24 protein-coding genes and 1 pseudogene are annotated in these 24,769 nt (G+C 31.1%); 4 read left to right on the top strand and 21 right to left on the bottom strand.

What is annotated here, in order from left to right; all coding sequences use genetic code 11:
* Window positions 1-140: 140 nt before the first annotated feature.
* The 7 genes from AC1Q8L_RS22795 to AC1Q8L_RS22825 all read right to left on the bottom strand — a co-directional run bounded on the left by AC1Q8L_RS22795 (window position 141) and on the right by AC1Q8L_RS22825 (window position 4,241).
* Window positions 141-512 (bottom strand): ArpU family phage packaging/lysis transcriptional regulator, encoded by a 372-nt coding sequence (locus AC1Q8L_RS22795; RefSeq protein ID WP_000931950.1) that lies wholly within the window; start codon window positions 510-512, stop codon window positions 141-143.
* Between the two features lie 77 nt (window positions 513-589).
* Window positions 590-766 (bottom strand): Fur-regulated basic protein FbpA, encoded by a 177-nt coding sequence (locus AC1Q8L_RS22800; RefSeq protein ID WP_098285486.1) that lies wholly within the window; start codon window positions 764-766, stop codon window positions 590-592.
* Entirely contained in the window at window positions 747-1,385 is a 639-nt protein-coding gene (locus AC1Q8L_RS22805; RefSeq protein WP_001261479.1) for a hypothetical protein, read from the bottom strand. The genes AC1Q8L_RS22800 and AC1Q8L_RS22805 overlap by 20 nt, the downstream gene beginning before the upstream one ends.
* 236 nt (window positions 1,386-1,621) lie before the next feature.
* The gene (locus AC1Q8L_RS22810) at window positions 1,622-2,452 is read right to left on the bottom strand and encodes an ATP-binding protein (protein WP_050457802.1); all 831 of its coding nucleotides are present in this window, start codon (window positions 2,450-2,452) and stop codon (window positions 1,622-1,624) included.
* Window positions 2,388-3,152 (bottom strand): conserved phage C-terminal domain-containing protein, encoded by a 765-nt coding sequence (locus AC1Q8L_RS22815; RefSeq protein ID WP_000096617.1) that lies wholly within the window; start codon window positions 3,150-3,152, stop codon window positions 2,388-2,390. The genes AC1Q8L_RS22810 and AC1Q8L_RS22815 overlap by 65 nt, the downstream gene beginning before the upstream one ends.
* 78 nt (window positions 3,153-3,230) lie before the next feature.
* Window positions 3,231-3,515 carry a hypothetical protein gene (locus AC1Q8L_RS22820; protein ID WP_098312190.1) on the bottom strand — a complete coding sequence of 95 codons (285 nt, stop codon included), beginning with the start codon at window positions 3,513-3,515 and terminating at the stop codon, window positions 3,231-3,233.
* Window positions 3,516-4,034: 519 nt separating this feature from the next.
* Window positions 4,035-4,241: a helix-turn-helix transcriptional regulator gene (locus AC1Q8L_RS22825; RefSeq protein ID WP_000549412.1), complete on the bottom strand. Its 207-nt coding sequence runs from the start codon at window positions 4,239-4,241 to the stop codon at window positions 4,035-4,037.
* Between the two features lie 137 nt (window positions 4,242-4,378).
* On the opposite strand from AC1Q8L_RS22825, the gene AC1Q8L_RS22830 reads away from it, so the two are divergent.
* The gene (locus tag AC1Q8L_RS22830; protein WP_000834513.1) at window positions 4,379-5,023 is read left to right on the top strand and encodes a LexA family protein; all 645 of its coding nucleotides are present in this window, start codon (window positions 4,379-4,381) and stop codon (window positions 5,021-5,023) included.
* Between the two features lie 540 nt (window positions 5,024-5,563).
* Here AC1Q8L_RS22830 and AC1Q8L_RS22835 read toward each other — a convergent pair.
* Window positions 5,564-5,861: pseudogene (locus tag AC1Q8L_RS22835) on the bottom strand (nuclear transport factor 2 family protein); the annotation flags it as partial.
* Window positions 5,862-6,127: 266 nt separating this feature from the next.
* Entirely contained in the window at window positions 6,128-6,421 is a 294-nt protein-coding gene (locus AC1Q8L_RS22840) for an ArsR/SmtB family transcription factor (protein WP_000631352.1), read from the bottom strand.
* 852 nt (window positions 6,422-7,273) lie between these two features.
* Here AC1Q8L_RS22840 and AC1Q8L_RS22845 point away from each other — a divergent pair.
* A complete protein-coding gene (locus tag AC1Q8L_RS22845) occupies window positions 7,274-7,678 on the top strand; it encodes a DUF3221 domain-containing protein (RefSeq protein WP_000482310.1) in 405 nt (134 codons plus the stop codon).
* 390 nt (window positions 7,679-8,068) lie between these two features.
* Here AC1Q8L_RS22845 and AC1Q8L_RS22850 read toward each other — a convergent pair whose 3' ends face one another.
* The 10 genes from AC1Q8L_RS22850 to AC1Q8L_RS22895 all read right to left on the bottom strand — a co-directional run bounded on the left by AC1Q8L_RS22850 (window position 8,069) and on the right by AC1Q8L_RS22895 (window position 20,284).
* Window positions 8,069-8,233, bottom strand: coding sequence for a hypothetical protein (locus tag AC1Q8L_RS22850; protein WP_002094257.1), 165 nt, complete (start codon window positions 8,231-8,233; stop codon window positions 8,069-8,071).
* Between the two features lie 348 nt (window positions 8,234-8,581).
* Window positions 8,582-10,042, bottom strand: a complete 1,461-nt coding sequence (locus AC1Q8L_RS22855) for a pyridoxal phosphate-dependent decarboxylase family protein (protein ID WP_000794347.1) — start codon at window positions 10,040-10,042, stop codon at window positions 8,582-8,584.
* A gap of 226 nt (window positions 10,043-10,268) precedes the next feature.
* The gene (locus AC1Q8L_RS22860) at window positions 10,269-11,795 is read right to left on the bottom strand and encodes an MFS transporter (protein WP_000391635.1); all 1,527 of its coding nucleotides are present in this window, start codon (window positions 11,793-11,795) and stop codon (window positions 10,269-10,271) included.
* A 38-nt stretch (window positions 11,796-11,833) separates the two neighbouring features.
* Complete coding sequence (locus tag AC1Q8L_RS22865) at window positions 11,834-12,736, bottom strand: prephenate dehydrogenase dimerization domain-containing protein (protein ID WP_000426686.1); 903 nt, start codon at window positions 12,734-12,736, stop codon at window positions 11,834-11,836.
* Entirely contained in the window at window positions 12,726-14,186 is a 1,461-nt protein-coding gene (pabB, locus tag AC1Q8L_RS22870; RefSeq protein ID WP_002094256.1) for an aminodeoxychorismate synthase component I, read from the bottom strand. The genes AC1Q8L_RS22865 and pabB overlap by 11 nt, the downstream gene beginning before the upstream one ends.
* A complete protein-coding gene (locus AC1Q8L_RS22875) occupies window positions 14,167-14,778 on the bottom strand; it encodes an anthranilate synthase component II (RefSeq protein WP_002094255.1) in 612 nt (203 codons plus the stop codon). Before AC1Q8L_RS22875 ends, pabB begins: the two co-directional genes overlap by 20 nt.
* Window positions 14,775-15,071, bottom strand: coding sequence for a chorismate mutase (locus AC1Q8L_RS22880; RefSeq protein ID WP_000657987.1), 297 nt, complete (start codon window positions 15,069-15,071; stop codon window positions 14,775-14,777). Before AC1Q8L_RS22880 ends, AC1Q8L_RS22875 begins: the two co-directional genes overlap by 4 nt.
* 205 nt (window positions 15,072-15,276) lie before the next feature.
* Window positions 15,277-16,107 carry a N5-glutamine methyltransferase family protein gene (locus AC1Q8L_RS22885; RefSeq protein ID WP_001022343.1) on the bottom strand — a complete coding sequence of 277 codons (831 nt, stop codon included), beginning with the start codon at window positions 16,105-16,107 and terminating at the stop codon, window positions 15,277-15,279.
* 2 nt (window positions 16,108-16,109) lie between these two features.
* Window positions 16,110-17,546, bottom strand: coding sequence for an NAD(P)/FAD-dependent oxidoreductase (locus AC1Q8L_RS22890; RefSeq protein WP_000611144.1), 1,437 nt, complete (start codon window positions 17,544-17,546; stop codon window positions 16,110-16,112).
* 1,727 nt (window positions 17,547-19,273) lie between these two features.
* Window positions 19,274-20,284 (bottom strand): bifunctional 3-deoxy-7-phosphoheptulonate synthase/chorismate mutase, encoded by a 1,011-nt coding sequence (locus AC1Q8L_RS22895; RefSeq protein ID WP_000072211.1) that lies wholly within the window; start codon window positions 20,282-20,284, stop codon window positions 19,274-19,276.
* Window positions 20,285-20,785: 501 nt separating this feature from the next.
* Between AC1Q8L_RS22895 and AC1Q8L_RS22900 the strand changes: the two genes are divergently transcribed.
* Complete coding sequence (locus AC1Q8L_RS22900) at window positions 20,786-21,184, top strand: RidA family protein (RefSeq protein WP_001243362.1); 399 nt, start codon at window positions 20,786-20,788, stop codon at window positions 21,182-21,184.
* A gap of 538 nt (window positions 21,185-21,722) precedes the next feature.
* Complete coding sequence (locus AC1Q8L_RS22905) at window positions 21,723-22,142, top strand: hypothetical protein (protein ID WP_000709195.1); 420 nt, start codon at window positions 21,723-21,725, stop codon at window positions 22,140-22,142.
* A gap of 69 nt (window positions 22,143-22,211) precedes the next feature.
* Here the strand turns inward: AC1Q8L_RS22905 and AC1Q8L_RS22910 are convergent, their stop codons facing one another.
* Together AC1Q8L_RS22910 and AC1Q8L_RS22915 are read right to left on the bottom strand one after the other, a co-directional pair.
* Complete coding sequence (locus AC1Q8L_RS22910; protein WP_492339496.1) at window positions 22,212-22,427, bottom strand: alpha/beta-type small acid-soluble spore protein; 216 nt, start codon at window positions 22,425-22,427, stop codon at window positions 22,212-22,214.
* Between the two features lie 166 nt (window positions 22,428-22,593).
* Window positions 22,594-24,336 carry a methyl-accepting chemotaxis protein gene (locus AC1Q8L_RS22915; RefSeq protein WP_000761129.1) on the bottom strand — a complete coding sequence of 581 codons (1,743 nt, stop codon included), beginning with the start codon at window positions 24,334-24,336 and terminating at the stop codon, window positions 22,594-22,596.
* Window positions 24,337-24,769 lie beyond the last annotated feature (433 nt).

The raw sequence follows: 24,769 nt of genomic DNA on the forward strand, positions 1-24,769 counted from the left end.
TACTTTGTACTTATATGATATATGTATATAACGATTCGTTTTTATCTCTTTTTCATCATTTTTTTACATAAAAATAACCACCTGTTTGTTTACACAGGTGGTTATAATCCATATTAAAAACTTATTTATGATTAATAATCTTAACACTCCTCAACCTCAATCCCTAATGCATATGCATAGTTGTAAAAAGCAGTATTTCTTTTTCTATAATAATCTCCCTCGGATAAATTCAACTCTTTCATAACCTCATATCTATTAACTCGATTCTTTAACAAATATTTTTGAATAATTATTCTATCACTTTCAATATCTAGCTTTTCTAACCCTTTGTTCATCGCAATAATATAATTGACCCGCTCTTCTTTCGCATTTTCTTTTAATATATTTTCTTTCGAGAGTACCGTTTCATTAAGATAATTACACTTCATAAATAATCTGTATTTCTTTATAGCTTTCAGTACATTTTCTTTAGTAGCTTCTTTATTTAATACTGGTAATTCTATATTTAACATGTTAAGCCCCTTTCTTATCATTTATCCTTAATCATAATTTGAATTTCACATATCAAAATCATTACAATGATTTGCTATTAAGGCTTATATCCTTCATGTATTATTTCATACATTGTATTGCTAACATTTATTTTCTTATCCTTATAATTTTTGATTAATTTTATTAACTCATCACTATTTAATTCGTACAATTGCTTATCCTTATATTTGTAAATTCCATTTTCAATAAGTTGATTAATTAAAAATAACTTCATCTTGCTGCACCACCATATCTTCAACGAAAAATTGAATTTCTATATCTTTTGAATTATAATAACAAATTGCGCCCCCATTTATCGGAACACATCCTACTACAATTTGAGATTCACTTCCACTTTTTACAATAGCCACTTTATACAATTTATTATCTCTTTCAACTACATCACCAAGTCTAAACTCATTTATTTTACGCCCTTTAATAGCGAATAATTTTGCCCGTTCAAATAATAATTTTTCACTTTTTTCAGCTTTCCTAATTTTTAATTTCGTACTCTTTTCAAAATGACCATAATTATTAGAGAACTCCTCTCCATTAATCCAGAACCAACTACCATGCTTTATTTCTTTTTCATTTTCTTTACAATATTCAGCGATGAATTTTTCACTTTTTTCATTTTCAATATACAATAGTTCTCCTTTTCGAATTGTTTCTCTACAATCTATAAATTCATTCTCAAAAAAGAAATTAATTTGTTGATAGCTTTCTTTTTTACCTAAATAATCAGCAATCACTCTTTCACCTTCTATCTTCCAACACATCGGTGTCTCTTGTACTGTTGTAATCCAATTTGTTTTCATTCGTTTAATTGCTTCAAATCCTTTATATGTTCTCATTTTCAAGATGCCTCCATTTAATTATTTAAAACATATAGAATAAACTTAAAAACTGCTTTCAATGTACATATGTGGAATTTCTGATTAAATGCTCTTTCCATTCCTCATATTCTTTCTTAACTTCCGAATCACTTCACTTACTCGCTAATTAAAAGAACCAATTCATACAGTACAAATTTCTTGAACAATATGTTTTCATCTGCATCTATATTTCCTACACAATATATATTCTTTTCCTAAAAAGGTAATTTTCTCTTACGCTTATCTCTTGTTTTTTTAAATTCTATGTGTCGATATGTATTAAACATACGAGATGTAACTCTTTCATCGTACGCTTTTATAATTGCCTCACCTGTTAAATTTGTTGTAATAATTGTTTTTTTTCCTTGTCGTCCATCAAATAGTTTAAATAACACACGATTTACAAATGCTGTTGCTTTTAAATCATTAATATCCATATCCCCTAGCTCTGCTCCTAGATCATCAATGACTAATAAATCCATAGAAATTAGCATATTTGTTATGCTATGCTCTGTTTCACAAGATTGCGTATTAAATGTCGAACGTATGTAATCAAAGAGTTCTGAACTTGTAACATACATAACTTTATCCGAACTTTGTTCATTCATTTCATGTGCTATAGAGTATGCAATATGACTTTTTCCGGCTCCAACTTTCCCCACAAGAATCAAATTAAATCGAATATCATTTAAATAGTCTGTAAGAGCCTTTTTAGCTAAAATTAAATTCTTTTCATCCTCTTCACATTCTGATATAAATGTCGAAAATCTAGCTAATTTAATAGTTTCATCTTTAATAAGACTATGATCGTAAAATATACTTTTACGTTTTCTTTCCTCTTTCTCATAACGAAAAACATTCATTTCTTTTTCTAACCTTCTATTTTCTTCTTCTAAACGACATACTGGACAAATCGTTTCACCCTGAATCTCCATCAATCTTACCATTCGCTTCCTCTCCTGATTACATATCACACATGTTTCAGAAAGGAAGTTCATTTTCTTCGAAAGACTTTGTACTATATCTGTTACCTTTGTTAAAGCCATTTGATTTCACCATCTTTCTCTGCTGCAAATATCCCTCAAATTTAGTTCCAAATAAGGTTTCTGGTCTTAAATATTTTGCCTGTTCTGTATAAAGCCATTCTTTCGCCTTCGTCTCAATAACTTCTTTGAATTCATTTATATTAAATCCCTCTTGTAGTCTAGATTTAATTAACATTTGTGTCTTTTTAGTTGAAATACGATAACTTGTATTACATACACTGTTGAGATAATTAATTATCTCTACTATATCTTTTTGAGTGGTATTCTCTGAGTTAATCTTTTGTGTAGTCTCTGGTATTGGTTGAGACATATTATCATTTTCCATCATGACAATATGTTCTTTTCGTTGAGACAATTTGTCACAAACGTTATCTATTTCTAATTCAACTAGTCTGTCATAATTTATTGAATACCATTTTGTTTTATCAAACTTTAATTTGTTATAGTTACCACTTATCAATAAATTAAACTCTTCTAGATTTTTAACAATACGTTTCAACGTTCTTTCATTCCAAAACGGGAATTGTTTATGCCAATTTGAAATGCTATTATAGACCCAATAACGATCATCATAATAATGTTTCGAGCGCTTGAGCCAATAATGTATTTGTTGAAGAAAAATTGCCTCGTTCAATCCAATCTTACTTGCTAATCGAGGTAATACTAATAATGGCTCATCCTGTATTAGCAAACTACTCATTTTATCTTCCTCCAGATTTTTTCTTAAAATCAATATATTAAGCTTCTTGAATATTAAAGGTTTTATTCTCCAAAACCTTTAAATTTCCCAACCTATTAATACTTTTATAGCGTGATTAGCTTGCTTCCTTGTAAGATCACTCAGTGATTGAATTTTAAGTTTTACTTTTAATTTATTTTTGATTTCCTCTTTTGAAATTACTCCATCATATTCCAATGCTATTATATGAATTTTGGCATAAATCATTTTTAACTGTTTATTCGAAAGTTTTTCTGATTCGAAACAACTAGTATTTCTAAATTCTTTATTCTCATTAGTACTCTTGCTGACATATCCTTGTTTTTTTGTCACTCTAAAAACCATGATTAATCCTCCTTACAATAGGACTTCCTATAAGATTTGTTTTTTTAAGACGATAGTCTTTCTTTTCTTACACCACATTCTCTGTTAGCCAATTTAATAAAAATGCCTTCGTTTCTTTAGCCGAAAAATACCATTTCCCGTCCACTTTAAATTTTTGTAAACACTGATCAAAATAGAATTCTTTTTGAATAGTAATCCTCGACATGCACGTTCTTTTTTAAAATTCCCTTGTATCCCAAAATAAAAATTCTGCACCCACTTCTTTAAGCTTTGCTTCTAATTTTTCTAAATATAATCTTTTGATCACTCTTTCACCTACTTGAATATTTAGCATTCTATATTTCATCTAGATTTTTATATACCAAATACACTTTAGCGTTTCATTTTTTAGATTTCTTTCCTTCTTTTCTAAGTAAAAACTATATATAAAGTACCTTTAATAGTAGGATTATTAGATATTTTGTTTAAAATACCTCAAAAAAACATCCTATAATCCATATATAAATACGTGCATTTTTGTCACAAATTATTTAAAAAAAGATCAGGGAATAATTCTTCTATAGATTTCTCTAAATAGCACGATAACATATGTGCCTCTTTCAGAGTGAATTCACTTTTATTATGTTCTTTTGCCCAATATGTACGTGGAGAAACATTAAGAAAATCAGCAACTTCTTCAATAGTTTTTCTCTTTAATTTTCTTTCTAAAAATATCATCTTGTGCATTTTTGTCACCTCTTTTCAAATTCAAATATAGTACTACGTGACAAAACAGTCAAGAATTTTTTTACCAAATCACGAAGAAAGTTGCATTTTTGTCACACCAATTATATAATCAATCAAGACGGAGGTGACAAAAAGTCATGAAATCATTCGGTTTAAAATTATCTCAATTGATGAAGAAAAATAATATGACAGACGAGCAATTAGCTGAATTATTATCTGTTAGTAGAACTACTGTTTTGCGGTGGAGAAATGGTGAAAGAAGCCCTAAAATGTCAAAAATATCTCAAATCGCTAAGATATTAAATGTCTCTGCAACTTACTTTATTGATGAAAATGAATCCTATTGTCCTGAAGATCACGCAATTACCAAACGAAATATTCCCATTTATGGTACAATCGCAGCTGGTAAACCAATTGAAGCTATAGAAAATGTAATTGGGGATATACAGGTACCTGATATCATTTTAGATAAATATGGATTTGAAAAACTATTAGCACTTCGTATAAACGGAGACAGTATGAATAGAATTGTACATGATGGACATATAGCTGTACTTGAGAGGACAACAAATATAAATAATGGCGACATAGCCGCTGTACTCATCAACGGATATGACGCCACTTTAAAAAGAATTTACAAAACCAATAATAGAATTATCCTAGAACCAGATTCTTTTAATCCTAGTATACATCCATTAATGTTTGATTGTACAGATATAGAAAATTGTCCAGAAATAAAAGTAGTTGGAAAATACATTTGGAGTTGTGCACCAATTCAATAATATTTCATCAATGAATTAAGTTATTTTTTAATAAATTTTTAAAGTAAGGGGGCTTTCTCCCCTTCTTTTTTATAGCAGGAATTTATCTTGTCTAGTTTCAAGAAATCTTGATTTTTTTGTGAGCGTTTTGTGGGTGAATTACTCTTCTTTCAAATAAAAGTGTTTTACCCACAACATAAAAAAACTCAGCACGTTTTGTGTCAGGAATTTGAACTTCTTATTATAGAGACATATACTGCCCGCTTTCGCCTCTTAAACGTTCAATCATACTTGGTACTTCTTCAAAATCTATACTTGATTGCTTTTTCTTGCTCAATACAAAATACCTTTCTTACAAATTAATACAATAATCTAATATTAACATGGTGCAGTTTTAGGGGTAAGTTATCAGAAGACATATGAAGTAAGCACCTTACAAATTATAATAAATTGAATCTTAGTAAAACAAAAAGAGATGTCTTAGTAGTATACCTAGGACATCCTCTTCATTTTATAATATCTAGATTCTATACATCCCTAACAATTAAATTTTTATTCTACCTAAAACATCGTATTATCATTAGCTGCTTCATTTGGAATCTCTTGAATTACATCCCAGTGATCGACAATCTTTCCATCCTTGTTACGAAATATATCGACTATAGCAACTTCTCTTATCTTGAGAATTAGTACGAGAATGTACATGAAGAGCAACTGTATCCCCTTCAGCTACTACACGTTTAATCTCTGCAGAGGAATTAGGTTTTTTAACAAAATACTCCTTAAAGAAATCCATGAAGGCTTTTTGTCCATAAGCAACAAAAGGATTATGTTGCTTATACTCTTCACCTACATATTTTTAGTAAACAACTCATAGTTGAATTTAATATATCTAATTCCTTTTATTATCAGAATAAGCCTTTACAACAACTATTTATTATTTTTCATTTCATTAATTCTATAATTTCTTTAATACACTTACCATTATCCATTGTTATATCTAATTTCTATTTAAATTTAATTATTGTTAGGTAGTTTCTACGGTATGATATTATCACACAATTAGTTATACATATAAAAAAGGTTTCCTTCCTTATAACAGGAAACCTTTTACGTGTTATTAACCTACAAACCTAAAATTTCAACAATCTGACGGGCCTTAGCATTATCTATATAATAATGCATCTCTAACCCTCTTCTTTCTGAGCGGAGTACGGTTCCCCTCAATTTTGATAAATGTTGTGAAACAGTGGATTGTGGAAGTCTCAATATCTCCGTTAACTGTGTAACATTGCATATTTTATGGTGCATTAATTCATTTACAATTTGTAATCGAACAGGATGTGCCATTACTTTTAATACATCTACATCGTCTTCATGGATTTCAGCTAGATTTCTTTCAGATATTAATGTTATCATTTCGCATTCTCCTTTATTATTAATTTCTATTTTCCTTTTATCCTTATAATTAATACTTATAGCTAATTACCATTTGTCCTGTTGAGAAAATATATTCTCTTTTTAAAACAAAAAGGACACCAATTCATAAAAACGTTTTTTACTGCTTTAATGAATTGATGCCCTCTAATTTTTTGACCAGAATACATCTTGTTTTAAAGGATATTTTCAATTCCTTTTTCTCAAATCTAGTAAAAAATTTGTATTTTCTTTAAAATCCATATTAAGAATATTCTTCAAATCCTGAAAGCATAAGTTTGCGGCAAACTTATGCTTCCTATCACATTCCACACCAATCAGGATAATTAACACTATCAATGCAGTACTAACTATCTTAATTGAATATTAGTAATAGTGAGTCTAAACATTATCAATTTACTTTATATTACATGTATGTAAAAATAATGGCATGATAAGCTTTTTCAAATTTTTCTCCTTGTAAAGATTTGAAAATAGCATTTCAATACTCTCCTTACTGTTAATATGCCTAGAAAAAGAACCCCATAGGGTTCTTTTTCTGTTCATTCCCTAAAATCCCATATTAATAAAAAAAGAAGAGGGATATATCCTCTCTTCACCAATAAAATCGAACATCTTTACATTTAAGGAAGGGCATCCATTCATCAAGAGATGAAAGGAACAACAATAGTTCACCTAGTGAATTATAACACAAACCCAATTCCATTAATAGGTAATATTAACATTATTGGAATAATTGTGGCAAAATTGTTAAGTATCTTAATATTAAAAGGCTTTATATGTATGTAAATTGAAATTGGATAGTGTAAGGATAAAATATAAGGGGGATATATCATGTTTAACAAAAAACAAACATTCGTAACAACGGTAACAGCTTTAACACTAGGATGTGGATTTACATTCGGATTAACACCGGCCTTTGCAGATTTTAACAAGATTTCCGCCAACAATATTCCTGTTCATTCTATTCAGAACCAAGAACAAGAACCTTTTACTGGATATGTCATTTCAGTAGAGAACAATTATTTAGTAGTTGCTGCTACGTCTACAAAAGATGAAGCTCTTGCTTATCAACATGATTGGTGGGATCTAGTTTCTCAAAATAAGATTTTAAGGGTCCCTGTTTCAGATGGTGCAAACTACACATTAGGTGAGAAATTAAATGTATATGCAGCTGCATGGACTAAATCCCTACCACCAATAGCTGTTATGCCTACAATTGAAAAAGTAGCTCAGTAAGAAATTTAAAACAGGTTTAGGGTATCATTCTAATTAGAATGATACCCTTTATTTTACCAACTTTTTCTCTTATTAATAAAGCTGCCTAGCGATAAATATGAAATAGCTACAGTAAGCAAATCCCATAACCTTTGTTTATTAATCAAGATGACACACCGCAATCTTGCACGTCAGCGATACTAGAAAATAGACTTCGCCTTCAGTAGCAAGAATCCCACTGACGTTAGTCAGCTTGTGGATTTAGCCATAGGGGTGTAAATTATTCTCATAATAAAAAGGAAAATAATCCAATTTGGATTTCCATTCTCTTGGTAACTCTGAACTGCCTCGTATATCTTCCTCTTCCCCTCATGAACTGTTCAATCTCCTGTTTTATATACACCCCATTGTTCAATAAGAGATTTCTTTTTCTTTTGTTGTAACTGTGAAGGTATCACTTTTCATTGATTCATTACCAGATGTATCCACAGCAGATTTTTCATACTTATATGTTGTATTCGCTCGCAAATTCTTATCGATAACTGAATTTTTATGAGAAGTACCTATTTCTTTCATAGCTCCTCCGACTTCTTTGTATACAATACAATGACTCATATCTACATTGTCTGTTGCAGATTTCCAATTAAGTTCTACACTATTTGAGGTAGTCTTTACTTCTTATAGTCAAGATGGCTTGGTTGGCACTTCTATATCTGGTTTTTCATCATTTATTAGATTCACATCGTAGAAAACGTTTATATTTTTAGCTACATCCCATACCGCTACAATAATCAATGTACCCACTAAGATTAGTGGGTACATTGATTATTTATAAGGTAACGTATTTCCTTTCTTCTAGTGTAATTTCTAAATGCACCATACCTAGCGAGCGAAAATGTGAAATGAATTGACGAATCAAGTTCATCATTTTGAGTTCTGCAGATCTTTGCTCTTATTTAAACTGAACAGAATTTCTTCAGAAATTATTCTTGCATACTTATCCAGAAGTGCTATTGTATTTTTCATTTCTATGTAACTCGTTTCAGGGTTTATTGAACAAATTCTTATAACTACTTGACCGTTTAATACCGTCGTAAAGACCCCTGCATAACCACTATTTACAATTCTTCTAGAAATTTCTGTATTGATTTTATTTAATATCTCATCTTCAAAAGCCTTTGGTGAGAATCGAAAATTTAATATCCCTAAGTTAGCTCTGGTTACGATGCTCCAATCCTTGTACTTCAACACTTCACTTTCTGCATATTCTGCTAGACTTATACCATGATTAATATATCCTCTAATCTTTTCCAACCCCAGAACTTGCAAAGTGAACCACAACTTTAAAGCTCTAGCTGGACGAGTAAGTTCTATACCAAAATCCCAAAAATTAATTTCTTCATTATTTATTTGAGCATCTCTTAAATATTCAGGATTAGTATTAAAGCTATTAAATAATAAATTTTTTTCTTTAACCAAAATCATTCCACAACCATATGTTTGAAATAACCATTTATGCGCATCCCAACTTATGCTATCAGCGTTTTCAATTCCTTTTAATTTAATTTTATAATCTTTTAAAAGAAGAACAGTAGCTCCATAGGCTCCATCAACATGCATCCAAAGATTAAACTTTTTGCAAATGATATGAATTTCCTCCATATTATCAATACTTCCTGTATTAGTGGTTCCAGCACTCGCTATAACTATAAATGGCTTTAAACCGAATTTTAGGTCTTCTTTAATTTGTTCACACAACATCTTTGTATTCAATTTAAAACATTTATCAGTTTGAATTATTCTAATATTACTTTCGTTTATGCCAATTATTTTTAGACCTTTGATTATAGATGAGTGTGTTTGATCTGAGATGTATGCTACTCCTTTTGCCAAATCTCCATTAAGCTTGTTATCGCGTGCTACAGTCAAAGCTGTAATATTTGCAATAGAACCACCTGATACAAAAATCCCACCAGATTGATTTGAGTAACCTATTTTATTATTTAACCAAGATATGATTTCCTTTTCAATAAAACTAGCCGTAGGTGTTGACATCCAACTCCCTGCATGCATATTATACGCATTTGTCACAACATCAGCTACCCACGAAATTAATGACGCAGGACCAGGTACAAAACCGAAATATCTAGGGTGATTTAGTTTAGCTCTATATTTATAAATATATTCTACTGCATCAGATATAACATCGCTCATCGGTCTACTTTCACTTGGTATCTCTAAATCACCCAATATACTAAATACATCCTCGTTTGCGAATTTAATTACATCTTGGTTATGCAAATTTTGCTGATCTGATAAAAAAGATTTAATAAATTTTCCAATGTTCTCTTCTATTTCACTTAGGTTATCGATATTGTTTTTCATAAATAATCAATCCTTCTTTTTAAATTATTTATCAAGTCTAATAATAAAAAATATTATAACAACTCCAAAGAGGAATCTTTGTTTTTAAAGTTAGCTTTAACGACCTTAGTTGCTGCTTTTCTATGTAAGTATTACCTCTTAGGTGATTAATAGCTTATGCGTCCTACATTCATAAGACGTAATTTAGTTATTAAGCTAATTTTCCGCTAAAAGAATCCCTCTAAATTTAATTATTAGAGGGATTCTCTTCTTTAATAAAAAAGAAAGATAGAATAGCAGTAAGTAGAACAAAACAAAATGCTGCTAAGCTCGTATATTCAACTCCAGTTAAAAAGGCAGAGTTCGCAATATTGAGCAAATCATTAGCTATATCTTTTGGTAAAGAATTACTTACGGATAAAGCACCTGCAAGCGTATCTGCCGAACCTTCTGAAATCTCATCATTAAGATAGTTTGGTAACAAAAACGATTTTCTATACCACCACGTTATCGCTCCTCCAATTAGAGTCGTACCCAGAACAACTCCAACTTCATAAGCAGTTTCACTTACGGATGAGGCCCCTCCAGCTTTTTCGGGAATGACTGACGAAATGATAAGGTCATTAGATACTGTAGCAATAATACCAACACCACTATTAATGAACAGAAATGATAAACCAATAATTAGAGGTGTAAGTGTTAAACTATATACAGCTAAAAAAGAAATAGCTATAAGAATAAGGGAGCCACTAATTATAAAATTTGGTTTAACCTTTTGCGCAATTGCCACAATTGCTATTCCAGAAACAATAGCCAATAATTCACCTGGGGCAAGGATAAGACTACTAACTAATGGCGATATTCCATGTGATATTTGAAGCAATTGTGTTGCAAAAAAAATAAAGCCTATTAATGAACCTAAGCTTATCATATTGATGAATACAAGCGAGGAAAAGCTTGTATTTCTAAAGAGACTCATATCTAACAATGGATTAGGTAAAACAAGCTGTCGTTTTACAAACAGAAAACCAAAAATCACTCCAATAAATATACTTAGAAATGTTAATGGCCATTCTCCTCCTGTAGCAACTTGTTTCAAACCAAACATAATACCAAACATTGCAATGAAACTAATTCCAATACTTAAGAAATCTATTTTTCCAGTTAACTTTTCTGTTGATTCATGAATAAAATTACGAATCAACAATATTACAGGAATAAAAAAAGGAATTGCAATTAAAAAGATAGAATGCCAAGAAAAGAAAGTAAGCAATACTCCACCAACAACCGGTCCAATTGACGATCCAATCGTTAAGCAAGTAGCCCAAGCAGCTACTACTAATCTTCGTTCCTCTCTATCTAGAAAAGTTGAACGTATTAAAGCTAATGTGGCTGGTAAAATCATTGCGCCAAAAAAGCCTAGAGCTGCTCTTCCAGCAATAATATGGCCTGCATTTTGCGAAAAAATGATTAAAAAAGATACTATAGAAAAGCCAAGACTGCCGATAAAAAGTACATTTTTGTGCCCTTTGCGATCACCAAACCCTCCCATAGTAACAAGTAAACTTGCCAGTACTAAAGCATAAGCATCAATTATCCAGAGCTGTTGAGCAGCACTAGGAGATAATGCATATGTGATTTGTGGTAAGGAAAATGAGAGTATAGTATTATCAATTGTAACGCTCAAAACAGGTAATAAGATTATTAAAAGCGCCAATAATTTTGGTTTACTTCTAATAATCGAGACAAAAGGTCTAACAGATTTTTCTTCCATAATACGACTCCTTCTATTGTGAACATAAGAGTAATCAATTATAAAATATTAAAATATTGGTTGCATTTTACTTTGAGCTCATTTAAAGATCCACCCAAAACATCTTCATGATTTTTCAACAAAATAGAAAAGTCAGTGAAGTAATCGCCTTCTATTATCCTAATTAGATTACATATAGAATCGATTACATCGGCTCTAATATTCTCAGCATAAGGATTATGCTTTTGAATGTCCCAATAAACATCAGGTGAATTTTCTGTTAGTCTAGCTGATAGACATAACATCATCTGCATAGGTGGTGGGGAGAGCTGTATTAGTTCTTCTATTGAAAAGTTATGTTTCTCGCTTAATACACTAATCAATGATAGAGTTAAAATATGAGGAAGTGCTTGAACAAGAGAAACTTTCTCATCATGGCTATGTGGGTCAAACTCAAATGCTACCATATCATTATCTTCAATTAAATTTTTCACCATAGTATAAACCTCAGAATTTTCCTCCTTTACTATGGCTACTCCTCTTCCTTTATAAGGCAAAGTGGGAGAGAACATAAAATTAATACCTACCAAAGGGTTATTCGGTAAAAAGGTCTTAGCATGCTTGAAAAAAGAAGATTGTATTGAACATGTATTTATTATTTTTACCTCTTCCTTAATTAAATGAGACTTTGATGACATTACTTCTAAGCAGGCAGCTTCAGGTAATGCAAAAACAATTGCATCACCCGAAGAGAAAAGATAATTAATATCATCAGATAGTACATCAGATACTATGATTTCTAGGTTTGAATAATACTTTTCGCACTCAGTCCTTAAAAAATTACACTCGAACTTATCTTTATCTAAAATTACTAGATTTTTTCCAGACTTCATTAGTAATTCGGATATAAACCGTCCTATTAATCCATTTCCTCCTAATATAATAATTTTCTCATTTTCCATTTTTATTTTGAACCCTCCTTATACTCTGAAACGGGACACAAGCTTTAATTAATGTTTCTTGAAACTCATCTTCAGGCTCTGATGCCTCTATAATAGCTCCTCCTACTCCAAAGGTTGCAACTTGATCTTTAAGGACTATAGTTCTAATTACAATACTTAAATCCGTATAACCGTTAAAACCAACCCATCCTATAGACCCTGAATATATACCTCTAGGAGACTCTTCAAGTTCATCTATTATTCTCATGGTTCGCAGTTTTGGAGCTCCAGTCATTGAGCCTCCTGGAAAGCATTTTCCTATAGATTTAAAAATGCCATTTTTCCAATCTAATTTTCCAGCGACTGTTGAAACTAACTGGTGTACAGATGAATATGTTTCTACAACAAAAGCTTCTGGTACACGCACTGTATCAGGATAACAAACTTCATTAAAATCATGTCTTACTAAGTCAACAATCATTAAATTCTCTGCTCTATCCTTTGAGGAATTCATTAAACTTTCTTTTTCTAAACTATCTTGTTTTTCAGTAGTGCCTCTTGCTCTGGTTCCCTTAATTGGTTTAGATGTCATTTCTCCCTCTTCATCAATACTTATAAACATTTCTGGAGAAGAGCTTAATATTGAAAAACCCTTGGTATTGAAAAAGGCACTGTATCTCACTGGGCTCAAAAGCCTCATTTCTTTATAAAGCAATAATGGATCAAAACTATAAGGCATTGAAGCACGATTGGTTAAACATATTTCGTAAGATTCACCTTCAGTAATGTATTTTTGACACAATTTTATCTTTTCTTTATAATCATCACCAACAATTTCTAAATTAACCTCATCTTCTGTTGGGGGGATTAAGCGTTCGATTTTTCTTGTTTGTATAAACTTTTCACTCTTATTAACTATAGCGTCTGGTATACTTAAAGTTTCACCCCAAAAGTTACACATATAACTCTTTTGATTTTTATGATCAAACACTAAGATATTTTTAGGTAAATAAAGAACTGCATCCGGCATATCTGATGTATGTTTATTTGGAATCCCTCTAAGGGCTTTTAATTCATATCCTAAATATCCAACGACCCCTCCTTGAAACGGATGAAGAACATCTTTTGAAATTTTATTGTCAATTAAAGAAAATATACAATCCATGACCTCGTAAAAGTCTCCATAAATCGATTCTTGACCTTTAGGACCAGTTATATCCAATCTTGAATCTCTAACATAATAAATGAAGGAAATTGTAGAATCTTGATCACAATTTCCCATAATCGAATACCTACTGCCAAACTCACTTGATAACTCTCCATCTAACCAAAAACTATCTTTTGAACCATAAAATAAATTTTCATATACTTCTATACTAGAGAACCCTAAATCTTGTTCAATATTCTTTGAAGCCACACTCATTGGACAACCTACACGTTCTAACTTTTCTTTAAGCGAAATCTGGTACATTTAATTGCCTCCCGTAGGAATTTTCCATAGAAATTTCAATGAAATTTCTAATTAACTCAACACCAAACTCCGAATCAATTGACTCGGGATGAAATTGCACGCCATAAATAGGTAACTCTTTATGTGCAATGCCCATTATTAAACCATCTTGAGTTTGAGCGGTTACCTTAAGTGAAGGAGCGAGTTTGGTACAGATCAAAGAATGATATCGCACTGCGAAAAAACTATTTGGTAAGTCCTTAAATATATTTTCGCCACTATTAAAAATACACTCTTTATAACCGTGTACTGGTTTAGGAGCCTTTCCGACCTCTCCACCTAAACAATAATTAATACCTTGGTGACCCAAACAGATGCCTAAAATGGGAATATTCACTTCATTAATTATCCTTTTACATATACCAAAATCTTCATCTTTTTCTGGTGTTCCTGGGCCAGGAGATAATATAACATTTTTAAATTCAGATAAATTAATTTTATCAAAAGGATAATCATTAGTTATTACTATAGGACAGGTATTAGTTACTCTATAAACGTATTGCGCAATGTTATTGGTAAAAGAATCATAATTGTCTATTATTAGTGTTTTCATTTGTTTTCTTTCATTCCTTTAATCAATTTGTCTTCTACCTCACATGTTTCATTAATTATAATTTTGAATATATCTTCAATATATTTCGGATTTATATTTTCTTCTTTCGCTATTATACTTGTTTTCTTTAATACTTCTTCGATTCTTTTAGGTTGCATCATATTAATATTGTATTTGTATTTATACCTTGCTATTTCTGTACACACTCTCATTCTTTCCGATAACAGTTCAACAATTTTAGTGTTTATATTATCGATTTCTGATCTCCACTCTTCAAGTAAACCTTCCTTCATTAATTATTCCTCCTTTACTACATTAAATAATTTCATCATTACAATTTGCTAGATGAAAATTTCATTTTAATAATACGCGATTCATATATGTTTGTATCAAATAGTAAACTAGTAAAAACTAATATTGATGATAATTTATTAAAGATAAATGATATTTAAATAATCCTTTTCATTCCTTACTTAAACACATTGTTCTCATCCTTATTTATTGTCTATAACCTATAGTAAATATAGAAAGACCTGTTTCGTCTGAATAGTTCTCATTTATTATTGTTTGTATTTTATAAAAATTATTCTTTGCTAATATCTCACTGACGCTTTCTCCTTGATTTTCGTCATGTTCTATTAATACTACTCCGTCTTTTTTTAATGTTTCCTTTGCAAATAGAGCCGAAGCATTAATAATATCTAGACCACCCTGTTCTGCATATACAGATTCTTCAGGATGATGTACCCCCCACTCAGGAGGTTGTTTCATTTTTTTAGGTACATATGGGGGATTCGATATAACTATATCCGCTTCGCCTGATTTTTGGATCATTTTGTCACTATATTCTTTGATGTCCCCTTTGCAAACTGAAACCCTTTTGGCATTATGACGTAAAATGTTTCTCTTGAGATACTTTGCAGCTACATCTGATTTTTCTATACAAATAATTTTTGCATTAGTCATTTTCCACATCTCAATTCCTATTGCGCCAGAACCAGAACATAAGTCGTAAACTAAAGAACTAGAATCAATTCGTTTATTTTCCTTTATCCAATCAATTATTCCTAAGCTTTGTATTCTTGGTATAAAGACTCCTGTTCCAACAACATATCTGTTGGAATTCAGTTCTACGTAACCTAAAATATGTCCCAAGGGAATTCTATTACATCTTTCATTGATATCTGCCTCAAATTCTTTTATTTCTTTTCCGACATCTTGTCCAGTTTCCCTAAAACGATATTTATTGTATATTTTTTCGTAATCCCCCTCAGGGTCCCACACTCCTGAATTTTTTAAGAGGTTGATATAGTCATTTTTTATATTCATCATTAACTCCATGCATTGTAGTATGTTTGTAGTTTTTCTTTAGAAGATTTAGGATGCGTAAGGAAAAGAGAAAGTATTTCAGGTGGTGGAGCGAATTCTGTATGAAGCTCGTCTAATATCTCTTCAAAACTATGCAACATTCCTTTTTCTAATATAGGATGCCAATAAGGTTGTATGTCCCAACGATATTCGTAACCAGTTGCAAACATTTCTGAGGTTGTTCCTGATATCAATTCATGTCTTGTTGTATTATTGAGAGGCTTTCGAATTGGATTAAAATCAGAAAGGTCTATTTCGTTTACAATACCATTTATTTCGTTTGCTAGATGTTCGGCTATTAAAGGAGATTGGTGTAATCCATCTCTATATGTTCCCGTTGCCAGCCAAAGGCCATCATATTCAATTTTTCCGATTAATGGAAATCCATCAGCTGGTATCGGTCTATTTCCAACTTGAATTTTTTTTATGTCAGCATTAAATAGATTTAAGTGTAATTGTTCAACTGCACAATCTAATAAAAATTGTACATCAGATACATATGCATTTTTCTTTGGAAATTCCGATAGTATATTTGTTGCACCGATGTACAACTCCTTTTCATTTCTAGGAACGCAATGTAAACCGCATGCAAACGCTCTATTAGGCGTTCTGATTACCCTATGATAATTTTCCATATCGTCCAATTCTACAAGTATTGATACTCCATAACCTGAAAACATTGGCGGTATTTTATTTTTCAATTCCATATCGAAATCTAATAAATCTAGCGACTGAACCCCTGCAGCTATAATTATGTTTTTTGCAAAAATTTTCTTTTCGTTAAGTTCAATTCCACAAACTTTATTTCCTTCTCTAATGATTGATAAAGCATTTTCATTAAATATGATTCCCCCAAGATTATGAATTGCTTTGGATAATTTATTTAATAAAATATTGGGATCTACAGCATTTTCGTCTGTTATTAATAATGCTTTAAGAGGTCTTACTTGTTCATCAGGTTTTAGCCATTTATGATTATCTGGATCCATCGATTCATATTGCTCCGAATTTTCTTTAAGTGCATTCTCTATCTCAATAAAATTTACGGAATCCACATCTCTTGTTCCTGCCGTGTTAAGGATTACTTCCGTCCCTCTGGAAATTATCACCTCTTCTTCATCACCTGAATCTTTCTTCAGTCTGGATAGCCAGCTTTCCCACATGTTTTTAGCCTTAATATCCATTAATAATTTTTTTCGACCAAATTCACTTTTCATAAGACTTTTAGTAATTTCTCCATAACAGCCATTCATCGCTCCAGCAGCTGTAGAAGCAGCTGACTCACGTGTTTCTTTACCTACTAGTGCAACCCTTTGTCCTCTAGAAGAAAGCTCGTATGCTATAGAGGATCCTATTGCTCCATTTCCTACGATAATAGTATCAAAATTAGTATTAATCATTATCTTAGCCTCCAATATAACTCCAAATTTTTTTGTTATCATTTAAGTTAAAAGAAAAATTCTAATTAAAAGGAAATCAATCTACTATAGTGATTTTATGTAATTACTTGGAATCCAATTAACCTTAAAAATCAAACTCTGTAATACTGTAAGAATGAGCTCATTTAAGCATCTTATTACTGCGAATTGCTAATTATATCCAAGTCACTATTCCCCTTATTAAAGAGTCAATGACAGTTGAAATACATACTATCAGTTTAGGCACTTAAGATTTGTTAAGTAACACTCTAATTATTAATAATGGGCTGAAAGATTGTTTCAAATATTACGTTTTAAATTTAAATAAACTAGAGAGGTGTAGATTTGTATATCTTGTACTGGCAAATCTTCATTTTTGTTTTCACTACTCCGTTGTCTTCCTTTTTACATTTCCTGTTACATCTCCTTATCCACCATATTTAAATTTACATGATTTTGAATTAATAGAAATTTATCGGTGTCGATTCACATATTAACATAAAATAAAGGTAAAACAAACCATTTATGGTAAAAATTATTAAAAATACATTAAAAATTTACATATTTTTTAATTATTTGAAATATTAACATTGGTTCACATATTAACACAAATATATGGAAAAACAACCTTTTTTATGGAAATTCTGATAAAGATCAAAATGATGCACCTTCAATTGGCACACAATGAATGGGGATCCAAAGACCGAATCCTATGCCAACTCTCCTGAACTTTTGTCCTAAAACATTACGTGCTTTCTGTTGTCAGGATGCCCCTTTCTAACTTGATGGTTGCGTTTGTTTTGTTTATAATACAATGCTTTCGGGTGGAATTAGTTCTTATCAGAAATCATAAAAAGCTTCGATAGATCCATAAAACATCCCAAACCTCCACGATACATGGTTGACTTTTCTTTTCTAAAAGAAGTTGATAGTTTGATGTTAGCCAATGCCAAACTGAATCTAAATAAAGCATACGCCAATTTATTCCGTTATAAATTTGTAAGATTTCCAGGTGTCAAAGCTAAGAAAGATAACCATTGAAGTTATACAAACAATATTTAAAAAGGAATAACCTGTATTGAGAATCGTTATATCAAACTACTAAAAATTAAAAACATTAGTACGACTCAAACACCTACTGGCAATTATCCCCTATACAAAAACAAGAATCGATGTTGATTTGAAAGAGTTTGCAATACCGTCTAACGGTTCAAAATATGGAAGCCCTAAATGGTTGAGAAAATCTGAAAAAAGATTAGTGTTTCTAAAACATTCCTTATCGTGTAAAAAGGAAGATTCGGCTAAGAGAGACAAAGCTATGATACAAGTCGCAAGACTTCATGAAAAGATTGCTAATCAGTACAATGGATAAGTAGCAAAATCAGAAATTCTAATCTTATTCAGCACTTTCTGTATAGCTAAATCCTTTGCTAAATGCTGATTATAGTCTATATGTGTATTTTTCTTCATTTTTACACCCCTTATTACTTTTTAAATTCAAAAAGGGATTGGCTCTAAATGAAAAAAAAAGCACCACTAACAACATTTGAAGAAATAGATGTTCTCCAAAAGGTTGTTAGCAGTGTTTCCGCATAACTATTTGTTATTTGTTAAATACATTTCTTCACCGCGTTTCTCCTTTCTTTTAAATATTTTTAAACAATGCTAATTTTCATATATAAAATGATAGACTAACTTCCTTTTGTATATTATGCTAATTTATTTATAAATCTGTTCAATTCATTCATGAAGTCATTAAATTGTGTGATGTCCATTTGTTGCGCTGAATCAGATAATGCTACAGCTGGGTCTGGATGTACCTCCGCCATTACTGCGTCTGCTCCAATTGCTAGAGCTGCTTTTGCTGTCGGCAATAATAAATCCTTGCGACCAGTTGAATGCGTAACATCTACTATTACTGGTAAATGCGTGTCTTTCTTTAAAATTGGTATCGCTGAGATGTCTAACGTATTACGTGTCGCTTTCTCATATGTACGAATTCCACGTTCACATAAAATAATTTGATTGTTACCTTGCAAGATAATGTACTCTGCTGCGTGAATGAACTCGTCAATTGTTGCTGATAAACCACGTTTTAATAAGACTGGTTTATTTACACATCCTACTGCTTTTAATAACTCAAAGTTTTGCATATTACGTGCGCCAATTTGGATTACATCTACATATTGTAGAGCAATTTCCACTTCGGATGGATTTACGATTTCACTAATGACTGCTAAATCGTATTCATCCGCTACTTGACGTAAAATTTCTAATCCTTCTACACCAAGACCTTGGAAGTCATAAGGAGAAGTGCGCGGTTTAAATGCACCGCCACGCATTAATTTTACTCCTTGCTCCCTCATCGCCTCTGCAACTATACGAACTTGCTCAATGCTCTCAACTGCACATGGTCCCATAATGAAGTTCTGTTCACCGTTTCCGAATTTCACACCTTTAATATCAATAATTGTATTTTGTGATTTTGCTTTACGTGATACAAGTAACGTCTTAAGCTGATTTGCCTCTTGAAGATTTATGTACTCTTTAAAAATTGTTTTGAATACATCCTTCATTGTCGGAGCATCAAATAAATCTGCGTTTTTTTCTACAATATTATCTAAGATTTCACGCTCATTTAAAACTTTTAAAAGTTTTAAAAGTTGTACATCAATCTCATCAATCTTATTTTCCACTACTTGTAAGTCTGTATTTGACATATTTTCTTCCTCCTCGATTTGTATGTAACCTTTTCTAGATTGGTTATTCCTTGCTTCTCAAATAAACAAAAACCCCTACTAGATTAATCTAGTAAGGACAATTTTATATCGCGGTACCAACATAGTTGCAAACAAAATATAAAGTTTGCCTGTTTTATTGCTTAATTATTTTTGATTCACCGTATTATAATTACCAAAAATTAGAAAAGTCAATGTTTTTTTGTAAATTTCTTTATTTTTTTACTTTTTTATTAATATCTTCCTTTTAACTTAGTTGCCATTTAGATAATATTAATCTATTATTTAAAATAATATTTTACTTTATCATTTTAAAGAAAGGAGAGTATCAAAACCATGAAGAAAAAATCGATAAAATTTCTATCAAATGGATATGGGTACTCAACTGCTGTTTTTTTCTAAAATCATTTTTATAGGGTGAAGTGTGTCCAAACAGATTACAGAAGAAACTGCAGTTATTTTTATTATGATGAGGTGGATCAAATGAGAAATGAAATAATTACAAGAAAAAATCCAATAAACATGCCACAACCAGTTGGAAGATATACACATATTACTAAGATTCCTAGAAATGCAGAGTTATTTGTGACATCAGGACAGATTGGGATTAATGAAGATGGCCAATTTCCAGAAAGTATGAACGAACAAATTAGTAATACTTTTCAAAATATAAATAAAGTTTTACAGTCTGAAAATTTAACTGCTGCTAACATAATAAAAGTAAATATATGGGCAACTAAAGAAATTGATTGGGAACACATGTATGCTGAATGGCAACAATTATTTAATACTGAATATCCAGCAATGACAATTGGATATATTTCAGCATTAGGATTACCACGAATTAAAATTGAAATAGAAGTATGGGCAGCTAAAATATAATATAAATACACATTTCATTTGGAAGCAGTTTGCAGTTTGCTAGCTGCTTTTTTCTTCTTAGTTACAATATCTCACTTAGCACTGTTTGTGCGACTTTCACCACATACAGCGCCCCATCTTATTCTTTTATACTAAAGTAACTAGATTACAAACTTTACGAAGTTTGTTTATTTTCTTCAATTGGTTATTATAACACTTACTATAAATTCTTCTTCCATTAAACTACTTCGTTAGTCCTAAAAGAAGTAAACAACTTAATTATTTTTTAAAGGACTTTATTATAAATTAAAAAATTTTATTATCTCCACACATTAGAATATTTTTAAACTCTTAGATTAATAGGAGTTTAGCAGGATCTCTTGTTTTTAATAACATTTCAAATTTCGAATAAATTAACTTATAGGGCTATCTTGTGTATGCAGAATTACATATTATTCTCTATTGAAAATAATTCTCATTGTAACTATAATGGTTTCAAGAAGTGGTATCCTCACTTCCTTTTCAAATCTCAAAATATATTAAAGGAGGAACTAGCATTATGAAAAAAGCTATTTTAGCAGGGGCACTAGGAATTGCAGTACTATCAGGTATGAATTTACCAGGAGCAGAGGCACCAAAAGCGAGTGCGGAAACTACGAATTTAGAAATTCAAGAAGTTACAAAATATTACTCTATGAATTCCTATGAAGTTTCTCAAAAAGAATCATTTAATCTTAGTAAAGGGGAAGAACTTACAGTCTTTGTACAAAATTCCGGGTTCCCAATTTCTTATACAGTCTTTGATGCAGATAATCAAGTAATTGGCACATACAATGCTAATTCACCATATGGTCGCGTATTCAAAGCACAAAAAGAAGGTAATATTTCTGTTCAATTTCAAGCAGGAGTAAATTCTTCTTACATGAAGAAAATGAATTTCACAGCTAAATTTGCAGTTTCTAAACTTAACCAACAATAAAAAATTTAACGATCCTCTTTAAAAGCAAATTAAAAAGGTATATCCCTTCAATGGAATATACCTTTAACTTTAGTGAATTTTATATTGACCAGATAACTGCTCTTGCGCCATACGAACTAAACGTTTCGTAATCTCTCCACCTACTGAACCATTTGCTCGTGATGTTGAATCTGGTCCAAGTGTAACGCCAAACTCCTGAGCAATTTCATACCTCATTTGCTCAATTGCACTTGCTGCCGCTGCTATTAAGATTTCGTTTGAATTATTATTTTCGCGAATTTGCATTTTTTAAACACCTCCGTTGAATTTGGGAATATCATGCTCTATTTCCAACAAAATATGCAAAAAAATTATTCGTTTAGCTATTTTTCATATATACCTAAGCTTTCATCTCTAATGTGGGAATAAATAAAGGTATAGGTCATACTCTATACCTACACCTTCTCCTATCCTACTTACTTTTGAATTCCCCTATTAACCCCTGTAACTCTTGCGAGAGCCAATTTAAAGAATTTGCTAACTCTGCAATATCTTGTACATATAGTTCTTGCTCTTTCATACTTTTCTCCACATTACTACTGCTATTCACATATGTATTTACAATGTGTGATAATTCATTTACAAACTGAACAATTGTTTGATTATCTTTTAGAATGTCACTTGAATTATTCGAATTCGCTTTAATTTGATTTGTAACAGATTTTGCAGATTCTGAAATCTTTTCAAAGAAAGCACCACTACTTTGAACAAGTGTTATTCCTGATTCAACTTCCTTTGAACTCTTCTGTATGGATCTTACAGCTCTCTCTGCTTCAGCCTGGGTTTCACCAATTAATTTAGCTATATCCCTTGCAGATGCCTCGGTTCTTTTCGCTAATATACGTACCTCGTCCGCAACACCTGAAAATTCTTCCCCCATCTCTCCAGCACATGAGGATTCAGTAGAAGCATTTAAAGCTAATGAATGTGTTTGATTTGAAATGGTTGTAATTACAGTAAGAATTTCATGAATTTCCTTAGATCGTGCTTCTAATGCATAAATACTAGAAGATACATCCTGAACTGTATCTTTGATTCTTTTCATTTGATTCACGATTTGCTTAATCAAATCTTTTCCCTTTGCAGAATGCTGGTCCATGTCTTCCAAAGCATTGCCAACTTGTTTTGCAGCTCCTTTAATTTCTTTCATCTTACTTTCCATTTCTTGAACAGTCCCTAAACATTTTTGCACTACATATTCATGAGAATGTGCTCCTAAATTTAATCCTGTAATAGCACTTGCAATTTCTTTAAAGGCTATGCTATTCTCTTTTGTACTTACCGATAATTCCTGTGAAGATGTAGACACCTGTTCAGCAGTCTGCCTTACTTTATCTATAATACTATTAAACTTTTTAATAGTATTATTAAAATAGATATTAGTTATTCCTATATCATCAGATCTTTCATTCAATTTAATACTTAAATCCCCTTCACCAACTTTACGTAACCCTTCTTGTAAATCCTTTAAAGGCGATAGAGAGCTTCGTGAGATAAATATTTGAATTGTAATTGCGATTGTTAATGAAATTATAATAAATAGTAAACCTTGTATCATAAATTGTTTCTTTGTAAGAGGAATAATAGAAGCATCCAAATCCGCTGCAACAATTGCAATTATATTTTTATTTTCATCTGTTACTGGCTCTAAAATTGTTACCCAGAACCCTAATTCATCTTCATACACTTCTGTCATTTGTGCCTGTTTTGTTTGTATTACTTTATCATATGTTTTCATCCAATAAGTAGGCTGCTCATAATATTCACCTGGTTTTACAGAAACAGTATTTGCTAATTTTGTATCCAAAGCTACTATTTGTAATTCAGCTTTATCATTTAGCTTGGCTCCTGTAACATATGTTTGTCCAACACTTTTCATATCTTTTATAGCTTTATCTAATTGCTCTGTCAATTTTTCTTTCTTCACTCTTTGTGCCGTGGGGTCTTTTGCTACATCTCTCACTATTTCTACATCTAATTGATTTATTACTGTATCTCCTGTTTCAAAAGACTGCCTCTCAAATATAGACATCATACTATTTTGAAACATATTAAAACTTAACGCCCCCATACTTCCCACAAGCGTCAGAATTACTAATACCGTTAGTAATATATTTTTTTGAAGTAACGATAGCTTAAGCCAATATTTTTTCATTAAAATCACCTTTCAAATTTTCCATAATAAAAAACAAAGTAGTAATACATTTAAAAGACACCCTATTCACTTTATTATTATAAAGTAATATTTAGGACTCTCTCCTGATAAAATAAAAAACGGACAATCTGGTCCGCTTTTTATTTTATGGTAATTCCTCAAATTTCTCTATGCTATTTTCTGCCTTAGATTTATTTTGAGATAATTAAAACTTAAAACTTAAAACTATATATTTGAATGCTGACAATTTAGCATAATAAATATCTTTGCTTTTCAGGATTTGTTTACACATAAAACTCAGAGTTAATTAAAGAAACATTAGTGTTTAGATGTAAACGCAGTAAATCAAAGAAAGACACTCTTTAAAGAGTATCTTTCCACTATGCAGCCATATATTACTTGCTTCTTTCATCTTTAAATCAAGTAGGCAAAC

The sequence above is a fragment of the Bacillus sp. GW823-FHT06A11 genome (assembly GCF_058795355.1).